The organism is Winogradskyella ursingii, assembly GCF_013403975.1.
Taxonomy (GTDB): Bacteria; Bacteroidota; Bacteroidia; order Flavobacteriales; family Flavobacteriaceae; genus Winogradskyella; species Winogradskyella ursingii.
Window position 1 is genome coordinate 474,996 of sequence record NZ_JABFDH010000003.1, and the last position, 24,641, is coordinate 499,636.

General features: G+C 34.2%; 28 protein-coding genes. 16 read left to right on the plus strand and 12 right to left on the minus strand.

Annotation, left to right across the window (positions count from 1 at the left end; genetic code table 11):
- Window positions 1-88: 88 nt before the first annotated feature.
- The 3 genes from HM983_RS09505 to HM983_RS09515 are packed head-to-tail and all read right to left on the minus strand — an operon-like array spanning window position 89 to window position 2,557.
- Window positions 89-766, minus strand: a complete 678-nt coding sequence (locus HM983_RS09505) for a metal-dependent hydrolase (RefSeq protein WP_179345174.1) — start codon at window positions 764-766, stop codon at window positions 89-91.
- 33 nt (window positions 767-799) lie between these two features.
- Window positions 800-1,705, minus strand: coding sequence for a 1,4-dihydroxy-2-naphthoate octaprenyltransferase (gene menA / locus HM983_RS09510; RefSeq protein ID WP_179345175.1), 906 nt, complete (start codon window positions 1,703-1,705; stop codon window positions 800-802).
- Window positions 1,706-1,717: 12 nt separating this feature from the next.
- On the minus strand, window positions 1,718-2,557 hold the full coding sequence (locus HM983_RS09515) for a 1,4-dihydroxy-2-naphthoyl-CoA synthase (RefSeq protein WP_179345176.1): 840 nt from the start codon (window positions 2,555-2,557) through the stop codon (window positions 1,718-1,720).
- Window positions 2,558-2,813: 256 nt separating this feature from the next.
- Between HM983_RS09515 and HM983_RS09520 the strand changes: the two genes are divergently transcribed.
- Window positions 2,814-3,242: a hypothetical protein gene (locus HM983_RS09520; RefSeq protein WP_179345177.1), complete on the plus strand. Its 429-nt coding sequence runs from the start codon at window positions 2,814-2,816 to the stop codon at window positions 3,240-3,242.
- Here the strand turns inward: HM983_RS09520 and HM983_RS09525 are convergent.
- From HM983_RS09525 to HM983_RS09545, 5 genes are all read right to left on the minus strand, one after another.
- Window positions 3,234-4,064: a CvfB family protein gene (locus HM983_RS09525; protein ID WP_179345178.1), complete on the minus strand. Its 831-nt coding sequence runs from the start codon at window positions 4,062-4,064 to the stop codon at window positions 3,234-3,236. The genes HM983_RS09520 and HM983_RS09525 overlap by 9 nt on opposite strands.
- A 127-nt stretch (window positions 4,065-4,191) precedes the next feature.
- Window positions 4,192-4,533: a DUF2853 family protein gene (locus HM983_RS09530; protein WP_179345179.1), complete on the minus strand. Its 342-nt coding sequence runs from the start codon at window positions 4,531-4,533 to the stop codon at window positions 4,192-4,194.
- A 92-nt stretch (window positions 4,534-4,625) separates the two neighbouring features.
- Window positions 4,626-6,326: a 2-succinyl-5-enolpyruvyl-6-hydroxy-3-cyclohexene-1-carboxylic-acid synthase gene (gene menD, locus HM983_RS09535; RefSeq protein WP_179345180.1), complete on the minus strand. Its 1,701-nt coding sequence runs from the start codon at window positions 6,324-6,326 to the stop codon at window positions 4,626-4,628.
- A gap of 30 nt (window positions 6,327-6,356) precedes the next feature.
- Window positions 6,357-7,472 (minus strand): chorismate-binding protein, encoded by a 1,116-nt coding sequence (locus tag HM983_RS09540; RefSeq protein ID WP_179345181.1) that lies wholly within the window; start codon window positions 7,470-7,472, stop codon window positions 6,357-6,359.
- Between the two features lie 3 nt (window positions 7,473-7,475).
- The gene (locus tag HM983_RS09545; RefSeq protein WP_179345182.1) at window positions 7,476-7,901 is read right to left on the minus strand and encodes a PaaI family thioesterase; all 426 of its coding nucleotides are present in this window, start codon (window positions 7,899-7,901) and stop codon (window positions 7,476-7,478) included.
- A 62-nt stretch (window positions 7,902-7,963) separates the two neighbouring features.
- Here HM983_RS09545 and HM983_RS09550 point away from each other — a divergent pair, with 62 nt between their 5' ends.
- Both HM983_RS09550 and HM983_RS09555 read left to right on the plus strand, forming a co-directional pair.
- Window positions 7,964-8,602 (plus strand): alpha/beta hydrolase, encoded by a 639-nt coding sequence (locus tag HM983_RS09550; RefSeq protein ID WP_179345183.1) that lies wholly within the window; start codon window positions 7,964-7,966, stop codon window positions 8,600-8,602.
- A 110-nt stretch (window positions 8,603-8,712) separates the two neighbouring features.
- On the plus strand, window positions 8,713-9,297 hold the full coding sequence (locus HM983_RS09555) for a GNAT family N-acetyltransferase (RefSeq protein ID WP_179345184.1): 585 nt from the start codon (window positions 8,713-8,715) through the stop codon (window positions 9,295-9,297).
- Between the two features lie 100 nt (window positions 9,298-9,397).
- Here HM983_RS09555 and HM983_RS09560 read toward each other — a convergent pair whose 3' ends face one another.
- The 4 genes from HM983_RS09560 to HM983_RS09575 form a co-directional block, all read right to left on the minus strand.
- On the minus strand, window positions 9,398-9,709 hold the full coding sequence (locus HM983_RS09560) for a YtxH domain-containing protein (RefSeq protein ID WP_179345185.1): 312 nt from the start codon (window positions 9,707-9,709) through the stop codon (window positions 9,398-9,400).
- A gap of 97 nt (window positions 9,710-9,806) precedes the next feature.
- Entirely contained in the window at window positions 9,807-11,081 is a 1,275-nt protein-coding gene (locus tag HM983_RS09565; RefSeq protein ID WP_218841847.1) for a hypothetical protein, read from the minus strand.
- Between the two features lie 156 nt (window positions 11,082-11,237).
- Window positions 11,238-12,185: an NAD(P)H-dependent flavin oxidoreductase gene (locus HM983_RS09570; protein WP_179345186.1), complete on the minus strand. Its 948-nt coding sequence runs from the start codon at window positions 12,183-12,185 to the stop codon at window positions 11,238-11,240.
- A gap of 66 nt (window positions 12,186-12,251) precedes the next feature.
- Window positions 12,252-13,484 carry an NAD(P)/FAD-dependent oxidoreductase gene (locus tag HM983_RS09575; protein WP_179345187.1) on the minus strand — a complete coding sequence of 411 codons (1,233 nt, stop codon included), beginning with the start codon at window positions 13,482-13,484 and terminating at the stop codon, window positions 12,252-12,254.
- 106 nt (window positions 13,485-13,590) lie between these two features.
- Between HM983_RS09575 and HM983_RS09580 the strand changes: the two genes are divergently transcribed.
- The 13 genes from HM983_RS09580 (at window position 13,591) to HM983_RS09640 (ending at window position 24,514) form a co-directional block, all read left to right on the plus strand.
- A complete protein-coding gene (locus HM983_RS09580; protein WP_179345188.1) occupies window positions 13,591-15,126 on the plus strand; it encodes an HAL/PAL/TAL family ammonia-lyase in 1,536 nt (511 codons plus the stop codon).
- Window positions 15,126-15,863 carry a 3-oxoacyl-ACP reductase FabG gene (gene fabG / locus HM983_RS09585; RefSeq protein WP_179345189.1) on the plus strand — a complete coding sequence of 246 codons (738 nt, stop codon included), beginning with the start codon at window positions 15,126-15,128 and terminating at the stop codon, window positions 15,861-15,863. Before HM983_RS09580 ends, fabG begins: the two co-directional genes overlap by 1 nt.
- Window positions 15,864-15,881: 18 nt before the next feature.
- Window positions 15,882-16,763, plus strand: coding sequence for an LpxL/LpxP family acyltransferase (locus tag HM983_RS09590; protein WP_179345190.1), 882 nt, complete (start codon window positions 15,882-15,884; stop codon window positions 16,761-16,763).
- The gene (locus HM983_RS09595) at window positions 16,760-17,212 is read left to right on the plus strand and encodes a hypothetical protein (protein WP_179345191.1); all 453 of its coding nucleotides are present in this window, start codon (window positions 16,760-16,762) and stop codon (window positions 17,210-17,212) included. The genes HM983_RS09590 and HM983_RS09595 overlap by 4 nt, the downstream gene beginning before the upstream one ends.
- 170 nt (window positions 17,213-17,382) lie before the next feature.
- On the plus strand, window positions 17,383-17,820 hold the full coding sequence (locus HM983_RS09600) for an acyl-CoA thioesterase (protein ID WP_179345192.1): 438 nt from the start codon (window positions 17,383-17,385) through the stop codon (window positions 17,818-17,820).
- On the plus strand, window positions 17,813-18,961 hold the full coding sequence (locus tag HM983_RS09605; protein WP_179345193.1) for a beta-ketoacyl synthase N-terminal-like domain-containing protein: 1,149 nt from the start codon (window positions 17,813-17,815) through the stop codon (window positions 18,959-18,961). The genes HM983_RS09600 and HM983_RS09605 overlap by 8 nt, the downstream gene beginning before the upstream one ends.
- 10 nt (window positions 18,962-18,971) lie before the next feature.
- Window positions 18,972-20,036: a methyltransferase gene (locus tag HM983_RS09610; protein ID WP_179345194.1), complete on the plus strand. Its 1,065-nt coding sequence runs from the start codon at window positions 18,972-18,974 to the stop codon at window positions 20,034-20,036.
- Between the two features lie 51 nt (window positions 20,037-20,087).
- Window positions 20,088-20,651 carry a 3-oxoacyl-ACP synthase gene (locus HM983_RS09615; RefSeq protein ID WP_246277496.1) on the plus strand — a complete coding sequence of 188 codons (564 nt, stop codon included), beginning with the start codon at window positions 20,088-20,090 and terminating at the stop codon, window positions 20,649-20,651.
- A complete protein-coding gene (locus HM983_RS09620; RefSeq protein WP_179345196.1) occupies window positions 20,648-20,905 on the plus strand; it encodes a phosphopantetheine-binding protein in 258 nt (85 codons plus the stop codon). Before HM983_RS09615 ends, HM983_RS09620 begins: the two co-directional genes overlap by 4 nt.
- Window positions 20,883-22,106, plus strand: coding sequence for a beta-ketoacyl-[acyl-carrier-protein] synthase family protein (locus HM983_RS09625; RefSeq protein ID WP_262886484.1), 1,224 nt, complete (start codon window positions 20,883-20,885; stop codon window positions 22,104-22,106). The genes HM983_RS09620 and HM983_RS09625 overlap by 23 nt, the downstream gene beginning before the upstream one ends.
- Window positions 22,103-23,125 carry a beta-ketoacyl synthase chain length factor gene (locus tag HM983_RS09630; RefSeq protein WP_179345197.1) on the plus strand — a complete coding sequence of 341 codons (1,023 nt, stop codon included), beginning with the start codon at window positions 22,103-22,105 and terminating at the stop codon, window positions 23,123-23,125. Before HM983_RS09625 ends, HM983_RS09630 begins: the two co-directional genes overlap by 4 nt.
- Window positions 23,122-23,889 carry a polysaccharide deacetylase family protein gene (locus HM983_RS09635; RefSeq protein ID WP_179345198.1) on the plus strand — a complete coding sequence of 256 codons (768 nt, stop codon included), beginning with the start codon at window positions 23,122-23,124 and terminating at the stop codon, window positions 23,887-23,889. Before HM983_RS09630 ends, HM983_RS09635 begins: the two co-directional genes overlap by 4 nt.
- Window positions 23,879-24,514, plus strand: coding sequence for a LolA family protein (locus HM983_RS09640; RefSeq protein WP_179345199.1), 636 nt, complete (start codon window positions 23,879-23,881; stop codon window positions 24,512-24,514). Before HM983_RS09635 ends, HM983_RS09640 begins: the two co-directional genes overlap by 11 nt.
- Window positions 24,515-24,641: the final 127 nt, after the last annotated feature.

Sequence of the window (24,641 nt, forward strand, 5' to 3'; positions counted from 1 at the left end):
CGTATCTTGGTTGGACTATATAATATCCAATTTTCAATTTTCAATTTAAATTGGTACTATTATTTTTAATGTTGAAGATAAAACACAATCAAATCTCTACACTCTCTCCAATTTCTAACAACATTAAGTCTTTATCTTTTTCAAAGAATTTGCGTTTGGCAACTTCGTGATCTATCTCTATATAACCAAAAGTATCGTAGTGACAACCTAACACTTTATCGCATTGTATAAAATCACTGGCTATAATGGCATCATCGATTCCCATTGTAAAATTATCTCCAATTGGTAGTATGGCTAAATCCAATTTTGTTTGCATCGGGATTAATTTCATATCCATAGTCAACGCTGTATCACCTGCTATGTAAATATTCTTATGTTCACCCTCAATAATAAATCCTCCTGGTTGGCCACCATATTTACCATCTGGAAATGAGGATGTATGTATGGCATTGACATATTTAACCATCCCAAACTCAAAATCCCACGAACCACCATGATTCATTGGGTGTGTTTCCAAATCCATTTCTTGATAATGATTGGAGATTTCGTAATTTGTAATTATGACGGCTCCAGTTCGTTTTGCAATAGCTTCTACATCTAAAATATGGTCCTCATGAGCATGCGTAACTAAAATATAATCTGCCTTAAGACTGTTTATATCAATGTCTTTGGCGTTGTCATTCCCAGTAATAAAAGGATCGACCAAAATATGGGCATTGTTTACTTCAATACCAAAAGCGGCATGGCCATAAAATGTAATTTTCATATTAAAAAATTTAAAAGTTTAACACTTATAAAATTAATATAAAATATAACCAATACCTAAAAGGAGAGAAAACAGAAATGTACTCAAAGCTAAAACCTTTAGTTGACTGTCAAAATCAGAGGCAGTCTTGGCATTTCTTATTTTTTTTATATGAATGATTAACGGAATAAAAGATATTATGTATAGGAAATTATATGGCTCCACGTAATATAAGATTGAAAACACCACGGTAATAATCATGGCTCCTACAATTAGAAATAGATGATATTGTTTTGCTTTTGTTAATCCTAATTTTACCGCAAGTGTTATTTTACCTACGTTGGCATCAGATTGTATATCACGCATGTTATTGAGATTAAGGACACCGACACTTAATAAACCTAATGCAATGGCTGGTAGAACCACTACGTGGTCTAGCGTATGCACATACAATAGATAACTACCCAAAGAACTAACTAAACCGAAAAATATAAAAACAAAAACATCTCCTAAAGCCCTATAACCGTATGGAGAATCACCCATCGTATAATTTAAGGCGGCATATATTGAAATGCCTCCAAGAAACAGAAAAAGCAACAAAAACAAAAAATTAGTTGGGCCAAAAGCTACCCAAATTAAACCCAGCGTGAGAAATATAACAATAAGAATATTAATTTTAATTGCCTCAAACATCTCATCAGGAGTAATGATCCCACTTTGTACTGCTCGTTGTGGACCTACTCTTTCATCGTTGTCCGCACCACTAACACTATCACCGTAATCATTGGCCAAATTTGAAAGCACTTGTAAACTGATGGTAGTTAAAATGGCAAAAATCAATACCAAAATATCAAATTTACCATTATAAAAGGCAAAGCAAGTACCGAGTACAATTCCTGAAACAGAAAGAGGTAACGTTCTTAAGCGCATGGCAGATAGCCACGGTTTAATTTTGTTCATGTGTAGGTTAAATTATGGAATCCATTTTTTAGGGAAGTCAGGTTTTCTCTTTTCTAAAAATGCATCCCTTCCCTCTTTTGCTTCGTCTGTCATATATGCCAATCTAGTTGCTTCACCTGCAAACACTTGTTGCCCTACCATACCGTCGTCAGTTAAATTCATGGCAAATTTTAGCATTTTAATGGATGTAGGTGATTTAGCCAATATTTCCTGAGCCCATTCAAAGGCCGTGACTTCTAGGTCTGCATGAGGAATTACGGCATTTACCATACCCATTTCATAAGCTTCCTGAGCAGAATAATTTCGTCCTAAAAAGAAAATTTCGCGCGCTCTTTTTTGTCCTACCATTTTCGCTAAATAAGCAGAACCATAACCTCCATCAAAACTGGTGACGTCGGCATCTGTTTGTTTAAAAATCGCATGTTCTTTACTAGCTAGTGTCAAATCACAAACCACGTGCAAACTGTGACCGCCACCAACAGCCCAACCAGGAACTACAGCAATTACAGCTTTTGGCATAAACCTAATTAAACGTTGTACCTCCAATATGTTAAGACGATGGTAGCCATCTTCTCCGACATAGCCTTGATGTCCTCTAGCTTTTTGATCACCGCCAGAACAAAAGCTCCAAATACCATCTTTGCTCGATGGACCTTCCGCACTTAATAATACAACACCAATATCTACATCTTCATTGGCATCGTAAAATGCATCGTAAAGTTCTGAGGTAGTTTTTGGTCTAAATGCATTTCTCACATCCGGTCTGTTAAAGGCAATCCTTGCAACACCTTTACTTTTATGATAAGTGATATCTTCATAATCCTTCACCTTGACCCATTCGGCTTTAATCATATCTGTTTTTGTTTGAGAACAAAAGTAAAGATTTCAGTCCTTTTAAGGGTGTCTATACAATGTATTTTTTTTATGAGAATTATCATGAACAAAATTTTAAAATATGTGACTTATTCAAAAATCAAATCACAGTTTTTATACTAAATGTTCATTTTCAATATTTTGTGACCTATATTAAATATTTGTGTCTCAAAAATAGTATCTAAATAGAATACCCATCAAAATAATCATCAGCTTAACAAATTTCACAATAAAAATGAGTATTACAGAGTCTAATGTTGCACCAATAGTTATTAAACAAACTTCAACTAAAGTTGGTAACCTTTATTTTCTCAATCACCTTGTTGTAGCAGAATTTAACGAGGGTGCCCATTTGGATCTTGAATCTTTTAGAGCACCTCTAAAAGATATAATTAGACATTTTGGAAGTTTACAACCTTTTGGACTTATAGCCAATAGGGTGAATTCGTATTCAATTTCTCTTTTGGATATGCCAGAAGTTACAGCTAGTCTACCTAATTTAGCCGCTTATGGAATTGTTACTCATAATGAAGCTGGAAGAATGAATGCTATTATTGAAACCAAATTCTGTGAATCTACAGACTTCTGTTTTGATAATTTATATGAGGGCCTAGATACTGTATATAGAAGAGTTAAAAACAAAATCCAGATAGCCCTAAACTAATCTGATGCCCTCATCTTCAATGGTTATTTGACGCTCTTTATAGAGTGAACCAATGGCTTTTTTAAAGCTTTTTTTGCTCATTTGAAGTATTTCCTTTATATCTTCTGGACTCGATTTATCGTGAAGTGGTAAAAATCCACCATTGTCGTGAAGTTCATTGAGAATATGCTCGGCATTAGGTTCTATATTTCTATAACCTATTTGATTAAGTGAAATGTCTAACTTATTATCCTGACGAACTTTTTTTACAATTCCTTTTAATCGATCACCAACACTTATGTCTTTATAAATATCGTCCTGAAATACTAATCCTAAATGAGTTTTATTTACGATAACATTCATACCCAATTCCGAAGGATGAGAAACAATTATATCTACCTCTTCAAACTGTTCTACTGTTAATTCTTTATTATCTAAAAAACTATTAGTCTTGCTCGATGCGACAAGTCTTTCGGTTTCATCGTCCAAATAACAATGGACTAAATACCAACCTCCAGCTTTCATTTTAAAGGCTTGCTCTTTAAACGGGCAAAATAATTCCTTTACTAATCCCCAATCCAAAAAAGCACCAAAACTGGTCACTTGGTTACAGCGCAACATAGCAAAATCACCTTTTTTAATATAAGGTTCATCTGTGGTGGCAACTGGTCGTTCCTCATTATCTAAATAGACAAATACTTTTATTTTATCACCAATCTCAAATTCCTTTGGAACGTAACGGTTGGGTAGCAGTACTTCATTTTCGTCTCCATCTCCCAAAAAAAGACCTGGTTCAGTATCTCTTAGTATTTCGAGTGTATTATATTCACCTAAATGTATCATGTGGCAAAGGTATTGATATTTTAATGAGAAGTTAAATAAATTACTAGTCAGGTTTTATAGTATATCGCAAAAAAAAAGCGCTATCATTCCAACGGAATTATAACGCTTTAACATAATCGATCAAATTTTATTTATAAACTGATTCTTTTTTAAAATGCTTCGTAAGCAAATAATACACTACCACTCTGTATTTATTTCGGTTAGACCTACCGTATTTCTCCATAACTGCATCAATTGCCTTGTCTAATTCTGCACCTTCTTTTAATCCCAATTTTTTAATTAAAAAATTATTCTTTACTGTCGCCAATTCCTTTTCGTCTGAACCAGAAACCGTAGATGAATCTGCATTATATATGGATGGTCCAAGACCAACAGTTACTTTTGTCAATAAATCCATTTCTGGATTTACACCACATTTATCTTTTAAATCTGCCGCATACTTTGCGATTAGGTCGTCTCTTTTACTCATTTTTAATTTAGTTTTAGTTTTAATAATTTGCTTCCTTAAATATAAGAATTTTTCAACATATCGAAAATGAAGCGCAATTCTTAACGTTAGCTTTACTTTAGAAATTTAAAATAATTGAGAAGTACCTCATCATTTAATGTTGACGGTGTAAAAACTTCCAGTAATTTAGGCTGTTCTGAAGTGTTGTAAAAGGATTGAAACTCGACATCTAAGTCTGATGCATTCTCAGCTTTTGAATAGTCAAAACTGTACATTTTGCATAGTTCTCTTGCAGTTAAATGATGTTTAGTTTCAAAATATGTATCAAAATTATCGGTGTTTTTATGTCCAGGCAAAATCCTGAATATGCCACCACCACCATTATTCACTACAATTATCCTAAAGTCATTTGGTATATAGTTATTCCACATTGCATTACTGTCATAAAAGAAACTTAAATCCCCTGTAATAAAAGTAATTCTCATACGTGATGCAACTGCTGCACCAATAGCAGTACTAGTAGAGCCGTCAATACCACTTGTGCCTCTATTGCAAAAAACACTAATGCTTCTAGGAAACTGAAAAAGTTGGGTGTATCTAATAGCAGAACTGTTCCCTACTTGTAATTGACTGTTTTTTGGTAAATGCTTCAAAATAATATCAAAAGCCTTAAAATCTGAAAAGGGAATTGTTTCTAAATATTCTGAATGCTTTTTTCTTCTGTTAGAGCGTAGCTTTAGCCATGATGACTTATAATTACTTTCGGAAAAGTTTGAATTTTCGGGCAAAAAAGCACTTAAAAATGTATTTGGCAATAGTTTTATATGCTTTTCCAAACAGAAAAAAGTATCATTAGCTTTTTGCAAACCTACATGCCAATGGTGTTTGGGTTGGTATTTGCGTAAAAATGCTTTTATCTTTTTTGACACTATCAGGCCACCAAATGTTAAAAGAATAGTTGGTTGCAAGTCCTGAAATTCTTCATCGTTTAACGGTGCGATAATTTTATCTATTCCTGAGAGAAAATCTGGATGGTGTAAATTTGATGTCGTTTCTGTAAAAACTAAAACACTATTATCATCTGCAATTTTTTGAAGCCATTCTACTTCGATTGAATTTGGTTGTAGTACACCAACAAGAATCATTTTTCTTTTGGCTTCCTGCCATTTGTCGGATAAGGCTTTTATTTCTGTCTGATTAACTTCTTCAATTATTGTTTTATATTGAAATGGTTTCGGATTAATAGATAATTCGTCTACCGTTTCATATAATGGCTCATCAAATGGAACGTTGATATGAACAGGTCCTGATTTTAAAACAGCAGTTGTCAAAGCTTCATTAATTTCAGTTTCATTAAAGGATTGGACATCGTTATTAAAAGAAAATTTTGCTTCTTTTTTTTCATCCAATTTAAGGTTAGCGCTATAATACACGTGTTCTCCATAAATATTTTTTTGTTTTATGGTTTGTCCATCACCAATACCTATTAAATGTGGAGGTCGATCTGCAGAAAGAACTACTAATGGAATTTGGCTGTAAAATGCTTCAGCTATGGCAGGATAATAATTAAGTAAAGCACTACCAGAAGTGCATACTATGGCAACACACTCTTGAGTTTGTTGTGCGATACCTAATGCAAAAAATGCTGCACAGCGCTCATCTACAATACTATAACATTCAAAAAACTCATCATTGGTAAAACTAATAGTCAAGGGTGCGTTGCGACTTCCTGGTGAGATGACAATATGCTTGATATTATGTGCCTTACATAATGTCACTGTGGTTTGGGCTAAAGGAATTTTAGAGTAAATCATCAAATAACAAAAATAAGAAAATCCCTTAGCTCAATACAGTACTTTTAATATTGTTTTGGTCTTATTTACGGTTTCTTCCCATTCGTTTTCAGGATTGGAATCTTTGGTAATGCCGCCACCAACATAAATGAAAGCTTTATTGTCTTTTATCTCAGCACATCGCAGATTAACGTAGAAATTAGATTGGATTTTTACGGACGAGTAGGCATTATTCTCAACATTACGCCTGTTTGTATTTCGGGATTTTGACTCCTTAAGATTTAACTCTCCCAAAAAACCCGTGTAATAATTTCTATCGTAATTTTCATTTTCAATAATAAACTGTTTTGCTTTTTCCTTGGGAAATCCACAAACAGCTGGTGTTGGGTGCAGTACATCAATTATTGATTTCAAATCCGTATCATCCTTAATAGTACTAATGACACGTGTCTTAAGGTGAATTAAATTGCCTGCCCTGACTGTTTCAAGTTCAGAAATTGAAACTGAGTGGGTATAAGGTTCAATTTGTTTTGTTATATAATCCGTAACAATCTGCTGTTCTACGGTTTCCTTTGATGCCCAATTTGGAGCTTTATTTTCAATAAATGGTTTTGTTCCTGCCAATGATATTGTAGTCAATCTTTTGCCCTCTACTTTGAATAATAATTCTGGTGTTGCACCAATCCAAAGTCCTACCTTAGGATGGTACCAACAATACACCATAGCATTCTTATATGTATTGAATAATCTTTTGAATAATTTAACAGGATTAGCATTTTCTAAATCTTTTGTTTCAAATCTTGACAAAACGACTTTATCGAGATTACCAGACTCAATAATATCAATACCTTTAGAAACCAGATGAATGTGCTCAGATTTTTTTCCGTTAGAAGTTTGAACAGCTTGATTTTTGTTTTCAGTTTTAAGATTAGATACTTCCAATGTATGATGCTCACATTTCTCCTGTGGCAATAAAATGGTGTCATTGTTTAAATCGAAAGGCGCGAATACGAATCCACTTTCTGAGAAATTCTCTGTAGTGTACAAAGCATCATCTTTTTGCAACCAGCACTTTATGATAGAGTTGATAGGTCTGCTGTACACTACCAACGGCAACTTCTTTGCGTATTGAATTTCAAGTTGATTAAAAAATGAATTGCTATCCATTCTTTATTTGGCTTTTGGGAGTGATATGGTAGACAATCTACATATAGAAATCAAATTTTCTGATTCATCTGTAACCCTAATATCCAGCAACTGCGTAGTTCTACCTTTGTGCAAAAATGTAGCTTTCGCATACACATAACCTTCTTTTACGCTTTTGAGATGGTTAGCGGTAATTTCTATGCCACGTACAAAAAACTTATCGGTATCTATAAAAATATGCGAAGCAAAACTGCCAACACTTTCAGCCAAAGCTGCTGTCGCTCCACCATGCAGTACTCCATCGGGTTGATGTACTTTTGAGGTCACAGGCATTCTTGCTATCAAAAAATCATCGCCAAAATCCACAATCTCAATGCTTAGCGTTTCCATCAATGTATTTTTGCTGGCAGCATTGGCTTTGGCCAATAATTCTTCTTTAAATTGTTGCATAGAAAAGTGTATTTTTAAGTTTTATTGCATCCGAAACAAAAATACTGAAACTACCTATAATAATGAATTCACAAGAGAAAGAAATAAGCTATAAAACTACCACCACCTACTCGACTTTAAATAATCTATCATCCAAAACCAAAAATGTTTGGTTTGTGTGCCATGGTATGGGTTATTTAAGTCGCTATTTTCTAAAATATTTTAAAAGTTTAAATGTTGAAGAAAACTACATTATTGCACCACAGGCTCCGAGCAAGTATTATATTCAGCCAAAAATGCATGTCGGTGCTAATTGGCTCACCCGTGATAACACAATGGCTGATACAGAAAATATCATGAATTATTTTGATGCAATTCTTGAAGCTGAAAAAATACCAGGTGATATTAACTTTATAGTTCTAGGCTATTCACAAGGTGTCAGTGTCGCTATGCGCTACTTGGCAAAACGTCAATTGTCTTGCGAACAGTTGGTCCTACATTCTGGTGGCATACCAAAAGAATTAATGAGTGAGGATTTTAAATATTTACCACATAGTACTCAAGTGAAATTGATTTATGGGACTGAGGATGAATATTTGGACAAACATAGGATTGAAGCAGAAACAAAACGTGCTAAAGAATTGTTTGGGGATAGGGCTAAAATTATAGCGTTTGATGGGAAGCATGTTGTGAATGTGGATTTGATAAACGATTTGGTTTAGAATTATAATACCAATATCAGCAGCAATTCACAATAAAAAATTCAAGGATAAATAATAGATTCCTAATGAAAACAAAATTGAACTAATTTGAAAGGTAAGAATGAAAAAATATGGAAATACCAACACTAGAAAACATACGAGCGAAACTCATTCCTTTAAGCCTTGATAACTATCAGCAGTTGGAAAAAATTGCTTTAGAAAAAGACCTTATATACTATTCACCTTCAGATATTTCCACTTCAGAGAAACTAAAGGATTATATACAAACTGCTATTGACGGTCTTGAGAATAAAACCACCATTCCATTTATAATTTATGATAAAGAAAAACAAGCGTATGCTGGCTCAACACGTTTTGGACTTATAAATTGGAAAAATAAAGTACTGCACATCGGTTGGACATGGCTTGGTCATAAATTTCAAAGTACAGGATTAAATATCAATATTAAATTCTTAATGCTGCAGTATGTTTTTGAATCTATTGAATTTGACAAAGTGGAATTCCGCATAGATGAACGCAATAAAAAATCTCGCAAAGCTGTTGAAAAACTTGGTGCAACCTTAGAAGGTATTCTACGAAAAGATACGCTCATGCAAGATGGTTTTAGGCGAAACACCTGTTGTTACGGCATTTTGAAAACCGAATGGCCACAAATTAAAAAAAGACTTTTAGCTGTTTTGGATGCAACTAAATAATATGTTATTGAACTGAAACATGGCATCTATTAAATTCATAATTACATTATGAAAGTAATTCGTTCACAATCCTCACAGTGACATGATTTAATCAGCTCGATTATTGAAAAGATTTATTCTTTTCTTTTAAAGAGGCTAATTGCTTTTCTAAAAATGTAATAGTGTCCTCTGTCTTATAACTAGCTTTAGATGTAAAATCATTAAATTCCTCTGTAAATTTTTCTCTACCAGATGTTGCTGCTTTAGACAAGTCTTCTTTGACCTCAGCAAAGTCCTTCGTTATTTGGTCTTTAATATTTTGACCTTCTCTTTTAAGTTTTTCTCTAGTCACACTACCTTTTTCTGGTGCCAACAGAACGCCTGCTGCCGCTCCCAATAATAAGCCTAATGCTATTGCTCCTTTGTGTATCATGATTTCTATCTTTTAACGTTAAACTTGTTTACTTATTAGTATTACAATTTGAGAATTTGTTACGGTTAATCGTCTTAATTCTAATTATTTAAAATGATTACTCACACTCAAAACAATTCAGAAGTTCATTTTTTAAAGTCAAATCCTCTGAGCCTTTTAAGGGCTCATCAACTTTTCCGCGACTTTTAATAATGTTATTGAATTTTATTGCATAATCCCTTAAATCTTTGCGGCGTTGTTTCATTGTATTGATAATCATTTCGCCATCTAGTTGCGTTATGTTATTAGGCCATACCTTAACAGCATTTTCTAAAACTTCATCGGTGATACTTCTTTGCAAAAACTCAGCTTCTTCAACAAAAATTTGTTCAGATGTATGTAATAAAAAATAACGGTCAAACGGATACACCAAGCCTTCCATATAATTAATCTCTTTAGTAAACGGTCTTAACTCTGGTACAACATGTTTATTGGAAAGTATGGATGGAATTATTCCTTCTAAATTAAAAAAAGCATTGTCTCTGTCTGCAGCAATAGGTGTAGCCTTGTATCCGGTATCTAATTTTTGAACTGCCCAACCCCATTGTTTAGTATGCCTATCCCAATCGCCAATTAACAAATCGAATAGACGACTGCGTACCAAAGCACGTTCGTCTATATGTAAACTATCTTTGAGTTCTTGTTTCCATTCCTGCAAGTCTTCTGTATCAAGTATTTCTTGTACACTATCTAATTTGGTCCAATTGACCTCGCCTTCAGATTCATATTCAAACATATACAATCTGTTTCCAAATTTTTGATTGTACGATCCAAGCAGATCTTGTTCTGGAAGAAAGTAGATTTTTGGCTCAGTGCTAATTACATTTGCACTATTCGCTAATTCTGCCACTAAAACCGCACCGTATGGGTGTTGAGCCGAGATGCCATCGACCACAATATTCTCTAAACCAAGTGTTCTTAGAAATTCCGGAATCAATGGTTTGGCATCTTTATTTATACTTCTTAGCGTGTAAACAATACCATCAACGCTTTTTAATTTTAAAGAATGTGTCTGATTGCCTCCTCCTTCCTTAATAATCGTCATGCCTCCGTACAATGTATCTAAAAACAGAATCGGCACTTTTACTTTTGCTGACCACGCCTTTCTGTATTGTTCTCCCTGAAAAAGTTTTTTTATAGCATCTGCCTTATATAAATCACTTGCTGCTATAATCACAGAATCGTAGTCCCTGAAATTAACCGTTTCAGTATTTTCTATGCTAATTAATTTTGATTTGCTAAAAGTTTTACTAGTGCTATTTACAGACCAATATAAAAAGCCTAGAAACAGCAATAATAATATTACAATGGTAATTAAAACCTTTTTGAGCATTGATGTTGTCGTTGTAAATTTACAGCAGAATAACGCCAGATTATAAAGCTACGTGATAATTATCGAATAGCTAAATGAATTCTCTGATTTTACAACAAATTTAATCTTAAAGTAAAAATAATTAAGGTGGAAGTGCTTAGCAAAATTTTACCAATATTAATTAACCAATTTGGCTACAATTTCTTTTACAGGCAAAATAGCCTTAGTATGCTCAATACTTGGACCAGCAACCCAAACGGTTTTATACGTTGCTTTTTTAGCAGCTTTTTCGGTGGCTTTCATTCCAATGGAAAACCGAATCATCTTCACCCATTTCTTGAGTGTTCTGTTTTTATTCAAAAGGTTTTCTATCCATGTAGCTTTTGTACCAATTTTTTGAACGTAAGGTGTGTTAATAACTGTACAAGGTGTACCAGAAATACGTTCGGTCATAATAATATCCTCAGCACCATAATCTACACAAGCCTGCTTATATTCATCAGTGACACCAGCTTCAACCGAAGCAATAAACGGACTTCCAACCGAAACTCCAGCTGCTCCATAGCTTAACATTTTATCAATATCTTCTTTGCAACCTACTCCACCTGCGGAAATCACAGGAATTGATAATTCTTTGTCTAATAAACTAGTGAGTTCTTCTGGCGAGAGATTGCCACGGTGACCACCCGCTTCACTATTTACGGCAATGGCAGCATCGGCTCCCAACTGTTCCACTTTTTTAGCAAACCGTAAATCCGTTACATCGCAAAACACTTTAATACCTACTGCATGTGCCTGACGGATAGTTTCTTCCGGACTACCTAATGACGTGATGATAAAGTCGCAGCCTTCTTCGCATAACACTTCAAGCTGACCTTTATATTTTATATTGGATTTATTGACAATAAGATTAAAACCGAAAGAACCTCCTTCAACTTTATTTGCTTTTAATTCTTTTATTGCAACTCTTAATTCGTCTAGCGTTCTGTAATTTAGTGCAGGAATACAACCTGCAATTCCAGCTTTCATGGCCTCAGTAACCATGGCTACGTTAGACACCAAAAACATTGGTGCTTGAATTATTGGATATTTAATGTTGAGTAGTTCGGTTAGTTTGGTTTGCATAAGATTTGCATTATTTTGAAGACAAATATAACAAATTATTATGCACGCATAGTAGTTTGTTCAAATCTAAGCTTCCAACTTAATCACATGGGCTAAAGTAGAAATTATCCTATCGTGTTTTTTTACAAAAGGATTGGTCTTATCCCAAACGTAGCCTGCCAAAACCGCACAAATTTGCTTTTTGATTTCAGGATTTGTATCTCCTTCAAAAAAAACGGTTTGTAAATTTCCAGTGTACCATTCTTTAACATACGAACCGAAAACTGCTACACCTTCTTTCATGTAATCTGAGAAATCTTTCTCCCAGTCTACAGATTTTCCTTTTAGCTCTTGCGTCACCAATTTGGCTGCCCGTAAAGCAGATTCCGTAGCAAACGTAACACCAGATGAAAAAATAGGGTCCAAAAATTCGGCACTATTTCCAGTAAGTGCGTAACCCTTTCCGTATAATTTAGTAACCGACTTCGAAAAGTTTTTTATTGAGATAGGTTCAAATAGAAAATCTACATCTTGGAAACGTTCACGATAATGTTCTGAAAGCTGAAACATGTCCCGCAATCTCTCTGAAGCATCGCCTTTAAAGGTCTCCATATATTCTGAATTGCCAACAAAACCAATGCTAGTATTTCCATCTGAAAAAGGAATGACCCAAAGCCAACAATTATGATCAAAAACATCAAATGTTATAATGGTACCTTCTCTACCTTCTGGCCTGTTTACATCTTTTACGTGTGTGAATATAGATGAGTTTTTAGGTATTTCAGAAGGCTTTTCCAAATTCAATAAACGTGGTAGCACACGACCGTAACCACTGGAATCAATTATAAATTTTGCTTCAATTGTGTATTCAATGCCATTTAATGCTTTGACTACCGTTTTTGAAGAACCATCAGCATTGAATTTCACATCCACAACTTCTTCCTCAAATGAAATGTCCACACCTCTTTTCTCGATTTCATCAGTGAGAATTTTATCGAATTCCGCTCTTGGCAATTGCCAAGTCCAATCGTAACCTTCAGTATGCTTTTTACTGAAATCAAATTCGCAAACTATCTCATTTCTTAAAAAACGTGCCCCTTTTTTAATTTCGAATCCAGCGTAAGAAATACAGTCTATAAAACCTACTTCTTCAAAATGATGCATGCATCTTGGTAAAAGACTTTCACCTATGACAAAGCGAGGAAATTTATTTTTTTCAACCACCTTAACATCGATACCTTGCTTATGCAGATAAGCGGCAGCAACAGCGCCTGAAGGACCTGCACCTATTATTAAAACATCTGTTTTTACATTAACCATAGTGCAAATCGCTTAAAATGATTTATTATTATAAATTTGCTTACCAAAGAAACTACTTTACTTTTATTTACTAAAGAATTTAATTGAATATTGCAATCTTCCATCAATGCTAAAACTTAAAGAACCGCTTAATCTTCAAGCTTTTTACCGAATTATTTTTGATAATGAATCTTTGGAAATAGATGGTTCTACATTGGAGAGAGTTGAAAAGAGCTTCGAATTTTTAAAAGCCTTTTCTGAAAAGAAAATTATATATGGTGTCAACACAGGTTTTGGACCTATGGCGCAATATAAAATTGAGGACTCGCAACGTATTCAACTTCAGTATAATCTAATTCGAAGTCATGCTTCGGGTACGGGAAATGAAATTCCGCCAAAGTACGTTAAAGCTGCTATGTTAGCTCGATTGAACACATTATCACTTGGGAATTCTGGTGTTCATAAGTCGGTTATAGAAGTGATGACGACGCTCATTAATAAGAATATCACTCCAATTATTTACGAACACGGAGGTGTTGGTGCCAGTGGAGACTTGGTCCAATTGGCACATTTGGCACTCGTGTTAATCGGTGAAGGTGAAGTAAATTATAATGGTGAAAGACAGCTAACCCAAAACATATTTAAAAGAGAAAACATAAAGCCTATAAATGTTGAATTAAGAGAAGGTTTAGCATTAATGAATGGCACGTCTGTAATGACAGGCATTGGCATTGTCAACACGATTTATACAAGACGATTGTTGAATTGGATGATTTCCGCATCTTCAGCTATAAATGAAATAGTAAAGGCTTATGACGACCATTTGTCTTATGAACTCAATCATTCAAAAAAGCACAAAGGTCAACAAGAAATTGCAAAGTTGATGCGTGAACAACTGAAAGATAGTGAGTTGGTTAGAAAGCGTGAGCATCATCTATATACAGATACAAAGGATATCTCGGTTTTTGAAGATAAAGTACAAGAATACTATTCGCTACGTTGTGTTCCACAGATTTTAGGACCAGTTCTGGATACGCTGAATACGGTTGAAACAATTCTTTTTGAAGAGGTAAATTCTGCAAATGATAATCCAATCGTAGATGTTGAAAGTGAACATGTGTATCACGGTGGAAATTTTCACGGAGATTATGTGTCCTTAGAAATGGACAAATTAAAATTAGTGGTCACCAAAATGAGCATGCTTGCAGAACGACAATTAAATTATTTGTTAAACCCAAGGCTTAACGATATTTTACCACCATTTGTAAATCTCGGAACTTTAGGATTAAACTTTGGTATGCAAGGCACTCAATTTACTGCAACGTCCACAACTGCTGAAAACCAGATGTTATCCAACCCAATGTACGTACATAGCATACCCAACAATAATGATAATCAGGATATTGTGAGTATGGGAACCAATGCAGCTTTGATTACAAAAAAGGTTGTTGAAAATGCTTTTGAAGTGCTTGCAATTGAACTTATCACCATTGTTCAAGCCATTGAATATCTCGAGGTTAAAGATGAAGTATCCACTACTACTAGAAAAATGTTCAATGAAATTCGAGAAATAGTCCCTGTTTTTAAACAAGACGTTGCTATGTATCCTTATGTAAAAAAGGTAAAGGATTTTATTTTCAATAACGAAATTTCAAGTAAATAATGCAACAAAAATATGCTTTAGTAACAGGTGGTTCGCGAGGAATAGGCAAAGCTATCGCCATTCAACTTGCCAAGGACTTAGATTATATAATTCTTATTAATTATAACAAAAATGAAACTGCTGCGCTCGAGACGCTTTCAGAAATCGAATCGTTTGGTGGCTCAGGTGAGATTATTCAATTTGATGTTTCGGATTTAAATGATGTAAAGTCGAATCTAGATGCTTGGCAAGAAAAGAACGAAAATTCTATTATCGAAGTCCTCGTAAACAATGCAGGCATTACCAAAGACGGTCTCTTTTTATGGATGAAACCAAAAGAATGGCATAATGTAATTAACACATCTTTAAATGGTTTTTATAACGTAACCAACCATCTATTAAAGGATATGCTGCTCAATAAATATGGACGCATTATTAACATGGTTTCTGTGTCTGGACTTAAAGGCACATCTGGCCAGACCAATTATGCCGCAGCAAAAGGTGCTGTAATCGCTGCTACAAAATCACTTTCACAAGAAATTGCCAAAAAGAATGTAACCGTAAATGCCGTTGCTCCTGGGTTTATAAAATCTGACATGACTAAAGATTTGGACGAAAAAGAACTAAAAAAATTGATACCAGTTAATCGTTTTGGAGAAGCAGAAGAAGTTGCGCATTTGGTATCATTTTTGGCTTCTAAAAAATCATCTTATATTACTGGGGAAGTTATTAATATCAATGGCGGAATTTACTCATAATAAAGATTAGACATAAGAATGGCAGCAGAATGGGATGGAAAATCTAGAGGTACCGTTTTTGGATTTAAGGTTTTTATATTTTTTATAAAGAATTTTGGCATTAACGCGGCCTATACCTTAATGCACTTGCCTGTTCCGTATTTCTGTTTATTTGCACGTAAAAATGTACGTGGATTGAGTTATTATTTCAGAAAACGTCTTAATTATTCTTGGTTAAAAAGTTCCATTAGCATCTATAAGACCTATTATCTTTTTGGACAAACCTTAATCGACAAGGTTGCTATATCCGCTGGCCTCAGGAAAGATTACACATTCGAATTTGATGGTGAACAATTACTTCAAGAAGCACTAAAATTAAAAAAAGGCGGTATATTAATTAGCGCACACGTTGGCAACTTTGAACTGGCGCAATATTTCTTTAAAGAACGACTTTTGGGTGCATCAATAAGCATAGTGATTACAGATCAAGACCATCAAGATATCAAAGAATATTTGGACCAATTTTTGAAAAGAGACCAAATGCATTTTATTATCGTGAAAGACGATTTTTCGCATATTTTTGAAATCTACAAAGCGTTATCCGAAAACAGAATTATCTGTATTGCAGGCGACCGATATTTGCCAAACACAAAATGCATGGAGGAAGAATTGCTGGGAAAAACGGCTAAATTTCCACTTGGACCATTTTATCTAGGAAGCCGACTCGATGTGCCAGTACTATTTGTTTACGTGATGCGCGAACCTAAAAAACATTACCATCTCTATGCTCGTCGTGTAGTTTTCAAGAAAAGGGACGCACAGGATTTACTTAAAAAATATACAGAAAATGTAGAGCGTGTTTTATCAAAATACCCGTTACAATGGTTTAATTTTTACGACTTTTGGGAAGACAGAAAATGATAAATAACGACAATAAATTAGATCAACCTATTACCGACTTAGCAGTAATCAAACAATTTCTGCCACATCGCGAACCAATGATTATGGTTGATGGATTACTTTTTTATAATGAAAAAAAAGCAATTTCAACATTTACAATTCTGAAAGAAAATTTATTTATAGAAAATGGTTATTTTGCTGAAACTGGGCTGATAGAGCACATGGCTCAAACAGCCGCGTTGCATGTGGGTTATAAAAACTATTCTGAAAAAAAACCAGTAAAAGAAGGGTTTATAGGAGCCATTAAATCTTGTGAAATTGTCGAATTACCACAACTAAATATAACCATTAAAACAGAAGTTGAAATCACATATGAGATTGCAGCAATGACCATGGTCAAATTAAAATCTATGATAGATGAAAAAATAATTGCTACGGCAGAAATGAGTACGGTTTTAAAAGAAGAATAATGGATAGTTGGCATAGTCTTAATATTGATATACTGAAAAACTTAAAATTAATTCATACTGTCAGGTTGAGCGCAGTCGAAACCTATCTAAAATCTATGTCGCAAAGACCTTTCGACTGCGCTCAAGGTGACAATAATTACTGTCTTTAATAAAAGTATATAAAACCTGAAATGACTCAAAAAAACGAAAGCTTGACCATAGAACATACCATTAGAGTACGGTTTAATGAAACCGATGCTTTGGGTATTGTCTGGCACGGAAATTACCTCAAATATTTTGAAGATGGTAGAGAAGCTTTTGGAAGACACTTTGGGATTTCATATTTAGAAGCTAAGAAAAACGGTTATGCCACACCAATTGTAAAAACCACAACAGACCACAAATTACCACTAAAGTATGGAGACGTAGCTACGGTTGAAACAACTTTCGTTAATTCTAGAGCCGCGAAAATGACATTTCAATATAAAATCAAAAATGAAGCTGGTGATGTGGTTTGCACTGGAGAGACCATTCAAGTTTTTACAGATTTAAAAACAGAAACGATGCTATTTGTCATTCCAGAATTTTTTGAAAATTGGAAAAAACAACACGGTATATTGAATGAGTAAAGTGTTTGTTACATATAATTCAATAATATCGCCATTGGGTTTCGACAGTGAAATGGTAGCAAGAAACATTAAAAATAAAGTTTCCGGAATCTCATTGGTTGAAGATAAAAATCGCTTTCATAAACCATTTTATGGCTCAGTTATCAATCAAGACTTACTTAATTCACATTTTAGAAAACTCAACAATTCTGAAGATTACACCACTTTAGAGAAGATGATGCTCTTATGTTTGAATGATGTAATTACAAATTCAGGAATAAAAATCGACGAATCTGTTGGTCTAATCATTTCAACCACAAAAGGAAATATTGATGCACTTGACGATGAAAATCCATTCCCAAAATCCCACGCTTACCTTTCGAGATTAGGGCAAGTTTTAAAAGACTATTTTTCATTTCAATCGCAACCTACAATCTTATCAAACGCATGTGTATCTGGACTTTTGGCAGTCGCAACAGCAAAAAAATTCATTGAGGAAGGTCTTTACAAAAGCGTATTGATTGTTAGCGGAGATTTAGTTTCAAAATTTGTACTATCGGGTTTCAATGCCTTTCAAGCCATGAGCAATGCACCATGCAAGCCGTACAGCAAAGACCGAAATGGGATTAATTTGGGTGAAGCCATCGCATCGGTTTTGGTCACTTCAAATGAAAAATTTTTGAATGAAACTACTGTTGAAATTCTCGGAGAAGCCACTTGCAACGATGCCAATCATATTTCTGGACCATCAAGAACTGGTGAAGGTTTGTATCGAAGTGTAAAAACAGCTATACAGGAAGCAGAAATTGAAGCAAACAATATCAATTATATTTCAGCACATGGTACAGCAACGATTTTTAATGACGAAATGGAAGCCATTGCCTTTCACAGATTAGGCTTAACACATACACCGCTCAATAGTTTAAAAGGTTATTTTGGTCATACATTGGGCTCATCTGCACTGGTTGAAACTATTGTAGGAATGCATTCCTTAAACCAAAATATATTATTTACATCCAAGGGTTTTACTACTTTAGGTGTATCCAAACCGTTACAGATTATAGAACAAATCGAAAAAAAGGATTTAAACATTTTTCTGAAAACCGCATCAGGATTTGGTGGCTGCAATACCGCAATGTTGTTTAAAAAAGTGGCTAATTAATAGAAAATATATGTCGAAAAAAGAAATGAGAGCAATCGATGCTTTAGAGGAAGCCCAGAAAATAGCTTTTGCGCCATTTGTGTTTCAGGCTACGGTTTGTTTGAGGCAAATGGGAATATTGGATTTTATATTTGAAAGTCGAGATAATGGCGAAACCACAATCGATAACATAGCCAAAGCACTGAAAATAGATGCTTACGGCATTGGCGTTTTATTGGAGATTGCCGAAAGTTCAAATATTGTTAGGAAATATTCAAACAATAATTATGAATTGACAAAAACAGGCTATTTTCTTAATTATAATCAAACCGTTGATGTAAACATAAATTTTACCAACGATGTCTGTTACGAAGGCTTATTTTATCTCAATGAAGCGATTAAAAACAAAAAGCCATCAGGTTTAAAAGTATTTGGCGAATGGGAAACCATTTACGAAGGGCTATCTCAATTAGCGCCAAACGTACAAAAATCGTGGTTTGAGTTTGACCACCATTATTCAGATGGCATATTTGAAGATGCTCTAAAACGCGTTTTCAAAAATAACCCGAAAACCATTTTTGATATTGGAGGCAATACCGGAAAGTTCGCATTACAATGTTTAAATTATGATGAAAATGTAAAAATTGAAATCTTTGATTTGCCTGGTCAACTTAAAAAAGCTTTAGAAAACATTGAAGTAAAAAGATTTAAAGAAAGAGTTTCTGGACACGAAATTAATTGGCTCAAACCCAATCCTTCCCTTCCAACTGGTGCCGACCTAATTTGGATGTCTCAATTTTTGGATTGTTTTTCAGAGGATGAAATAGCAACTATTTTAAAAACTTGTGTTTCAGCAATGGATAATGAAACCGAAATGATTATCATCGAAACATTTACGGATAGACAAAAACACGATAATGCGCGCTTTTCCTTAGAAGCAACATCATTATATTTTACAGCGCTAGCAAATGGAAATAGCAAGATGTACTCAGCTTCGGTTTTTGAAAAATTGATTTTGGAAGCTGGACTTTCAATTACTGAAGACAACAAACTTGGTGATTACCATACGATGTTGGTTTGCAAGAAAAACAGTTAATATTTGACTTCAAAATTTCACATATCATCCTATTGCCATTTTAAAAACGGAATGATTTCACTAAATGGAAATACTCTTTTTGAAAATAAATCTGAAGAGTTTTCAACTTTAATTAAATCGGCTTACAAAGATCTGGACATCAACTATCCGAAGTTTTTTAAAATGGATAATCTAAGCAAATTGGCTTTTATTTGTGCAGATATTTTGATCAATAATTCAGCTAAAAATGAATCGAATATCGCCATTGTTTTGTCTAATAGAGCATCGAGTTTAGATACAGACAGAACGTTTCAAAAATCCATTTCAGATATTGAAAATCACTACCCAAGTCCGTCCATTTTTGTGTACACACTTCCCAACATTTGTATTGGCGAAATAAGTATCAAACATCAACTTTATTCTGAGAATAGTTTTTTTATCTTTGACGCGTTTAGTCCTAAGGAATTATGGGTTTATGCAGAAAACCTACTGAAAACAAATAAGGCTGAAAAAGTATTATGCGGATGGGTAGATTTTGATGAAAACGATTACGAAGCTTTTTTGTACATCGTTGAAAATGAAGGACAAATCCACCACACCATTAATGAAATTGATAGATTATACCACACCCAATGAACGAACTAAAACTAGAACTCAAAGAAAAAATAATAGAACAGCTTAACCTCGAAGAATTTACTGTAACTGATATCGATGATGACGATGCGCTTTTTGGAGATGGTTTGGGCTTGGATTCTATTGATGCGCTTGAGCTTATCGTTATGCTGGATAAAGATTACGGCATTCAACTTACTGATCCTAAAGAAGGTAAAGAGGTTTTTCAATCCATTACGGTTTTAGCAAATTACATTGCAGAACACAGAACAAAATAACAGTACATCTTGTCGCGTTGCCATTACAGGAATGGGAATCATTTCGGCAATTGGCAATTCTGTTGAAGAAAATTTAGCATCACTTTTAAAAGCTGAAACTGGAATTGGTTCCATTTCTCAAATTGAAACCATCCATTCTGAAAATATTAAAGTTGGAGAGGTCAAATTATTGAATGTCGAATTGCAATCCCATTTAAATCTTCCCAAAGACAACAATTTTACCAGAACATCACTATTGGGATTATACGCTGCAAAAGAAGCTGTAAAGAATGCTGAAATTGAAGATATAAAATCTCATAAAACAGGCTTAATTTCCGCAACAACTATTGGTGGAATGGATAAAACCGAGCAGCACCTCAAACAGTTTGAAACTGATGCAGCCGTCCAGAAATATATTAACAGTCATCACGCAGGAGACAGCACCCAAAAAATAGCAGATGCGTTAGGCATTACCGATTTTGTAACTACGATAAGTACGGCTTGCTCCTCGGCAACCAACGCTATTATGCTTGGTACAAGATTGATAAAAGCTGGTCAGTTAGAACGTGTAATTGTTGGTGGTACAGATTCGCTTTCAAAATTTACCATCAACGGATTTAAAACTTTGATGTTACAGTCCGAAGAACTTTGCAAACCCTTTGATGCCAATAGAAACGGATTGAATTTAGGAGAGGCTGCAGCATATCTCGTTTTGGAAGCTGAGCCTATCGCTAAAAAAGAAAATAAAAGCATTCTAGGCTACGTATCAGGTTATGGCAATGCTAACGATGCCTTTCATCAAACCGCATCTTCGGATGATGGCGAAGGCGCTTATTTAGCGATGCAAAAAGCTTTAAAAATTTCAAATTTGGAAACTTCTAAAATTGATTATATCAACGCACACGGAACAGCAACACCAAACAATGATTTATCCGAAAGTGTTGCCATTAAAAGAGTTTTCGACAACAACATTCCTGATTTTAGTTCCACAAAAGCGTTTACAGGTCATACGTTGGCTGCAGCAGGAGCGGTTGAAGCGGTCTTTTCGGTTTTGGCGCTTCAAGAGCAAAAGGTATTTCCAAACTTGAATTTTAAAACTGAAATTTCTGAGACCGGATTGATTCCTACAACTAAGTTGAAACCTAAAAACATCAATCACGTTTTATCAAATTCCTTTGGTTTTGGAGGTAATTGTTCCACCATAATTCTTTCAAAAGAATGAAAGGTTGTTACATCCATAGTGCAGTTTCAATTTCGGCACAAGATTCGTTTGATGCTAAAAGTTTTGATTTTAAAATTTTAGAGAATACTGTTGAAAAAGCTACTGCCATTCATCCAAATTACCGTGATTTTATTCCACCAGCAGCGTCTAGGCGAATGGCTACAGGCGTTAAAATGGGAGTTACTGCAGCGAAAAGAGCTTTGCAACTCGCTAATTTAGAACAGCCAGATGCAATTATTACTGGCTCAGGAATGGGCTGTATCGAGGACACTGAAAAATTTCTAAACAGCATTATTGCGAACAACGAAGAGTTTTTGACACCAACACCATTCATACAATCTACTCACAACACCGTTGGTGCACAAATCGCATTGGGCTTAAAATGCAAAGCTTATAATAATACCTTTGTTCACGGAAGTTTGTCGTTTGAGTCCGCATTGATAGATGCAAAACAATTGTTTCAAGAAAATGAAGCACAAAACATTTTAGTTGGAGGTGTTGAGGAATTGGGAAAAGAATTTGTGGATTATGTCCTAATGATGGAAACCAGCAGTAACCAAGGTATAAAAGTGCCTTTTGGCGAAGGAGCGTCATTTTTCGTATTGTCTTCAGAACCAAAACTTGGTGCTGTAAACATTCATGATATTGAGACCATCAGCTTGGCATCAGAAAATGATATCATTGAAAGAATGAAAGTCTTTTTGAGTAACAACAATTTGACATCAGAAAAAGTCGATGCAATCATATTCGGCAATAATGGTGATTCCTTTGATTCTTATTATAACAACCTTGCCTCTACACTATTTGAAGAAAATACTCAATTGCAATACAAGAATATAAGTGGCGAATTCTATACCGTTTCGGCATTTGGGCTTTTTATGGCGACCAAAATCCTTGAGGAACAAAAAATTCCATCTGCAATGCTCATAAAAAATTCGTTCAAAAAACCTTTAAAAAATATTTTACTTTATAATCAATTTAAAGGAAGAAATCATAGCTTTATGTTGATTTCAAAATGATGAATTTTAAAACCCTAACAATTCTAACTTTAGCACTTCTAATTGGGCTATTTGCTTTCAGCTTTTATGCTGAAGTTTCAGGATTATGGTACATTTTGATTATCCAGATTTGGCTTACTATTACTGCAATTGGCTCATTTAATATGAGTTTTGATTTTCACTTAAAAGCTTTCACTTCAAACAAAAAAATCAAATCAAAAAAAATAGCAATTACTTTTGATGATGGTCCACATCCTGAATTCACTAAAAAAGTATTAGAAATTTTAAAACGTTTTAATGCCAAGGCAACCTTTTTCTGTATTGGTAAAAATGTTGAATCACATCCTGAAATTGCAAATAAAATAGTGGATTTCGGTCACGAGGTTGGCAACCATTCTTATTCTCATAGCATTTTTATCGATTTTAATTCTACTAAAAAATGGTTGAAAGAAATTAATAACACAGATGATGCTATTGAAAAAGTAACTGGCAAAAAACCAACACTTTTTAGACCACCGTTTGGTGTTACCACACCACATTTGTCAAAAGCCATAAATAAAACTGGGCACTTGGTCGTCGGGTGGAATAATAGACCTTATGATACTGCAATAAAAAACAAGGATATAATTCTAAATCGCATTGTCAAAAAAGTAAAGCCTGGCAACATCATTCTGCTTCACGATACACAACCGCATATTTTATATGTTTTGGAACATTTATTGCTTTACCTTGAGCAACACAATTACCAAACGGTGACAGTAAATGAACTTTACAATGAAAATTAATAGGCTTTTACTTGCCATAACATTACTTTTTTGTGCTAGTTTCTTTGGAAATGCACAAACGGAATTAGATAATAATCAGCAGAAAGCACTCAAAGCCAAAGTCATTGAAAATGCCAATAAAACCGAAAGCATTTTAAGCGATTTCATACAAGAAAAGTATTTGAGCATTATGGAAAATCCCATTGTCTCAAAAGGCAAATTGGTATTTAAAGCACCTAATTTGGTTAAATGGGAATACATCATACCTTATAAAAATGTTGTGATTTTTAAGAATGACAAACTCTATGTGAATAATGAAGGCAAAACGGATGAGATGGATTTAAGTTCCAATAAAATATTCCGTAGTTTAAATACTTTAATTGTGAATAGCATCAAAGGCGATATGTTTGACAATTCGCAATTTGAGATTTCATATTTTAAAAATGATGCTGGTTATCTAGTGAAATTTATTCCAAAAGACAGACGTCTAAAGAAATTTATTTCCCGCTTTGAATTACATTTTTCAGAAGTCACAGTAGATGTTGAGCAAGTAAAATTGATTGAGCCAAACGACGATTATACGTTGATTTTATTCAGCAATAAACACTTAAATGTTTCAATTTCTGATGAAGCTTTCAAACTTTAAGCTATGCTTTTAATCAGTTATATATTTAAATTACTTTTATCCGTCAGTTCGAGTGATTTTAATTCCAAAAGCTTTTGGGATTAAAATCGTATCGAGAACCACTTAACAACAAAATTCTTCTTCTCGA

Coding starts and splice junctions, on each gene's coding strand:
- HM983_RS09505 (WP_179345174.1), bottom strand. CDS start 766: ATGAAAATTACATTTTATGGCCATGCCGCTTTTGGTATTGAAGTAAAC.
- menA (WP_179345175.1), bottom strand. CDS start 1,705: ATGAACAAAATTAAACCGTGGCTATCTGCCATGCGCTTAAGAACGTTA.
- HM983_RS09515 (WP_179345176.1), bottom strand. CDS start 2,557: ATGATTAAAGCCGAATGGGTCAAGGTGAAGGATTATGAAGATATCACT.
- HM983_RS09520 (WP_179345177.1), top strand. CDS start 2,814: ATGAGTATTACAGAGTCTAATGTTGCACCAATAGTTATTAAACAAACT.
- HM983_RS09525 (WP_179345178.1), bottom strand. CDS start 4,064: ATGATACATTTAGGTGAATATAATACACTCGAAATACTAAGAGATACT.
- HM983_RS09530 (WP_179345179.1), bottom strand. CDS start 4,533: ATGAGTAAAAGAGACGACCTAATCGCAAAGTATGCGGCAGATTTAAAA.
- menD (WP_179345180.1), bottom strand. CDS start 6,326: ATGATTTACTCTAAAATTCCTTTAGCCCAAACCACAGTGACATTATGT.
- HM983_RS09540 (WP_179345181.1), bottom strand. CDS start 7,472: ATGGATAGCAATTCATTTTTTAATCAACTTGAAATTCAATACGCAAAG.
- HM983_RS09545 (WP_179345182.1), bottom strand. CDS start 7,901: ATGCAACAATTTAAAGAAGAATTATTGGCCAAAGCCAATGCTGCCAGC.
- HM983_RS09550 (WP_179345183.1), top strand. CDS start 7,964: ATGAATTCACAAGAGAAAGAAATAAGCTATAAAACTACCACCACCTAC.
- HM983_RS09555 (WP_179345184.1), top strand. CDS start 8,713: ATGGAAATACCAACACTAGAAAACATACGAGCGAAACTCATTCCTTTA.
- HM983_RS09560 (WP_179345185.1), bottom strand. CDS start 9,709: ATGATACACAAAGGAGCAATAGCATTAGGCTTATTATTGGGAGCGGCA.
- HM983_RS09565 (WP_218841847.1), bottom strand. CDS start 11,081: ATGCTCAAAAAGGTTTTAATTACCATTGTAATATTATTATTGCTGTTT.
- HM983_RS09570 (WP_179345186.1), bottom strand. CDS start 12,185: ATGCAAACCAAACTAACCGAACTACTCAACATTAAATATCCAATAATT.
- HM983_RS09575 (WP_179345187.1), bottom strand. CDS start 13,484: ATGGTTAATGTAAAAACAGATGTTTTAATAATAGGTGCAGGTCCTTCA.
- HM983_RS09580 (WP_179345188.1), top strand. CDS start 13,591: ATGCTAAAACTTAAAGAACCGCTTAATCTTCAAGCTTTTTACCGAATT.
- fabG (WP_179345189.1), top strand. CDS start 15,126: ATGCAACAAAAATATGCTTTAGTAACAGGTGGTTCGCGAGGAATAGGC.
- HM983_RS09590 (WP_179345190.1), top strand. CDS start 15,882: ATGGCAGCAGAATGGGATGGAAAATCTAGAGGTACCGTTTTTGGATTT.
- HM983_RS09595 (WP_179345191.1), top strand. CDS start 16,760: ATGATAAATAACGACAATAAATTAGATCAACCTATTACCGACTTAGCA.
- HM983_RS09600 (WP_179345192.1), top strand. CDS start 17,383: ATGACTCAAAAAAACGAAAGCTTGACCATAGAACATACCATTAGAGTA.
- HM983_RS09605 (WP_179345193.1), top strand. CDS start 17,813: ATGAGTAAAGTGTTTGTTACATATAATTCAATAATATCGCCATTGGGT.
- HM983_RS09610 (WP_179345194.1), top strand. CDS start 18,972: ATGTCGAAAAAAGAAATGAGAGCAATCGATGCTTTAGAGGAAGCCCAG.
- HM983_RS09615 (WP_246277496.1), top strand. CDS start 20,088: ATGATTTCACTAAATGGAAATACTCTTTTTGAAAATAAATCTGAAGAG.
- HM983_RS09620 (WP_179345196.1), top strand. CDS start 20,648: ATGAACGAACTAAAACTAGAACTCAAAGAAAAAATAATAGAACAGCTT.
- HM983_RS09630 (WP_179345197.1), top strand. CDS start 22,103: ATGAAAGGTTGTTACATCCATAGTGCAGTTTCAATTTCGGCACAAGAT.
- HM983_RS09635 (WP_179345198.1), top strand. CDS start 23,122: ATGATGAATTTTAAAACCCTAACAATTCTAACTTTAGCACTTCTAATT.
- HM983_RS09640 (WP_179345199.1), top strand. CDS start 23,879: ATGAAAATTAATAGGCTTTTACTTGCCATAACATTACTTTTTTGTGCT.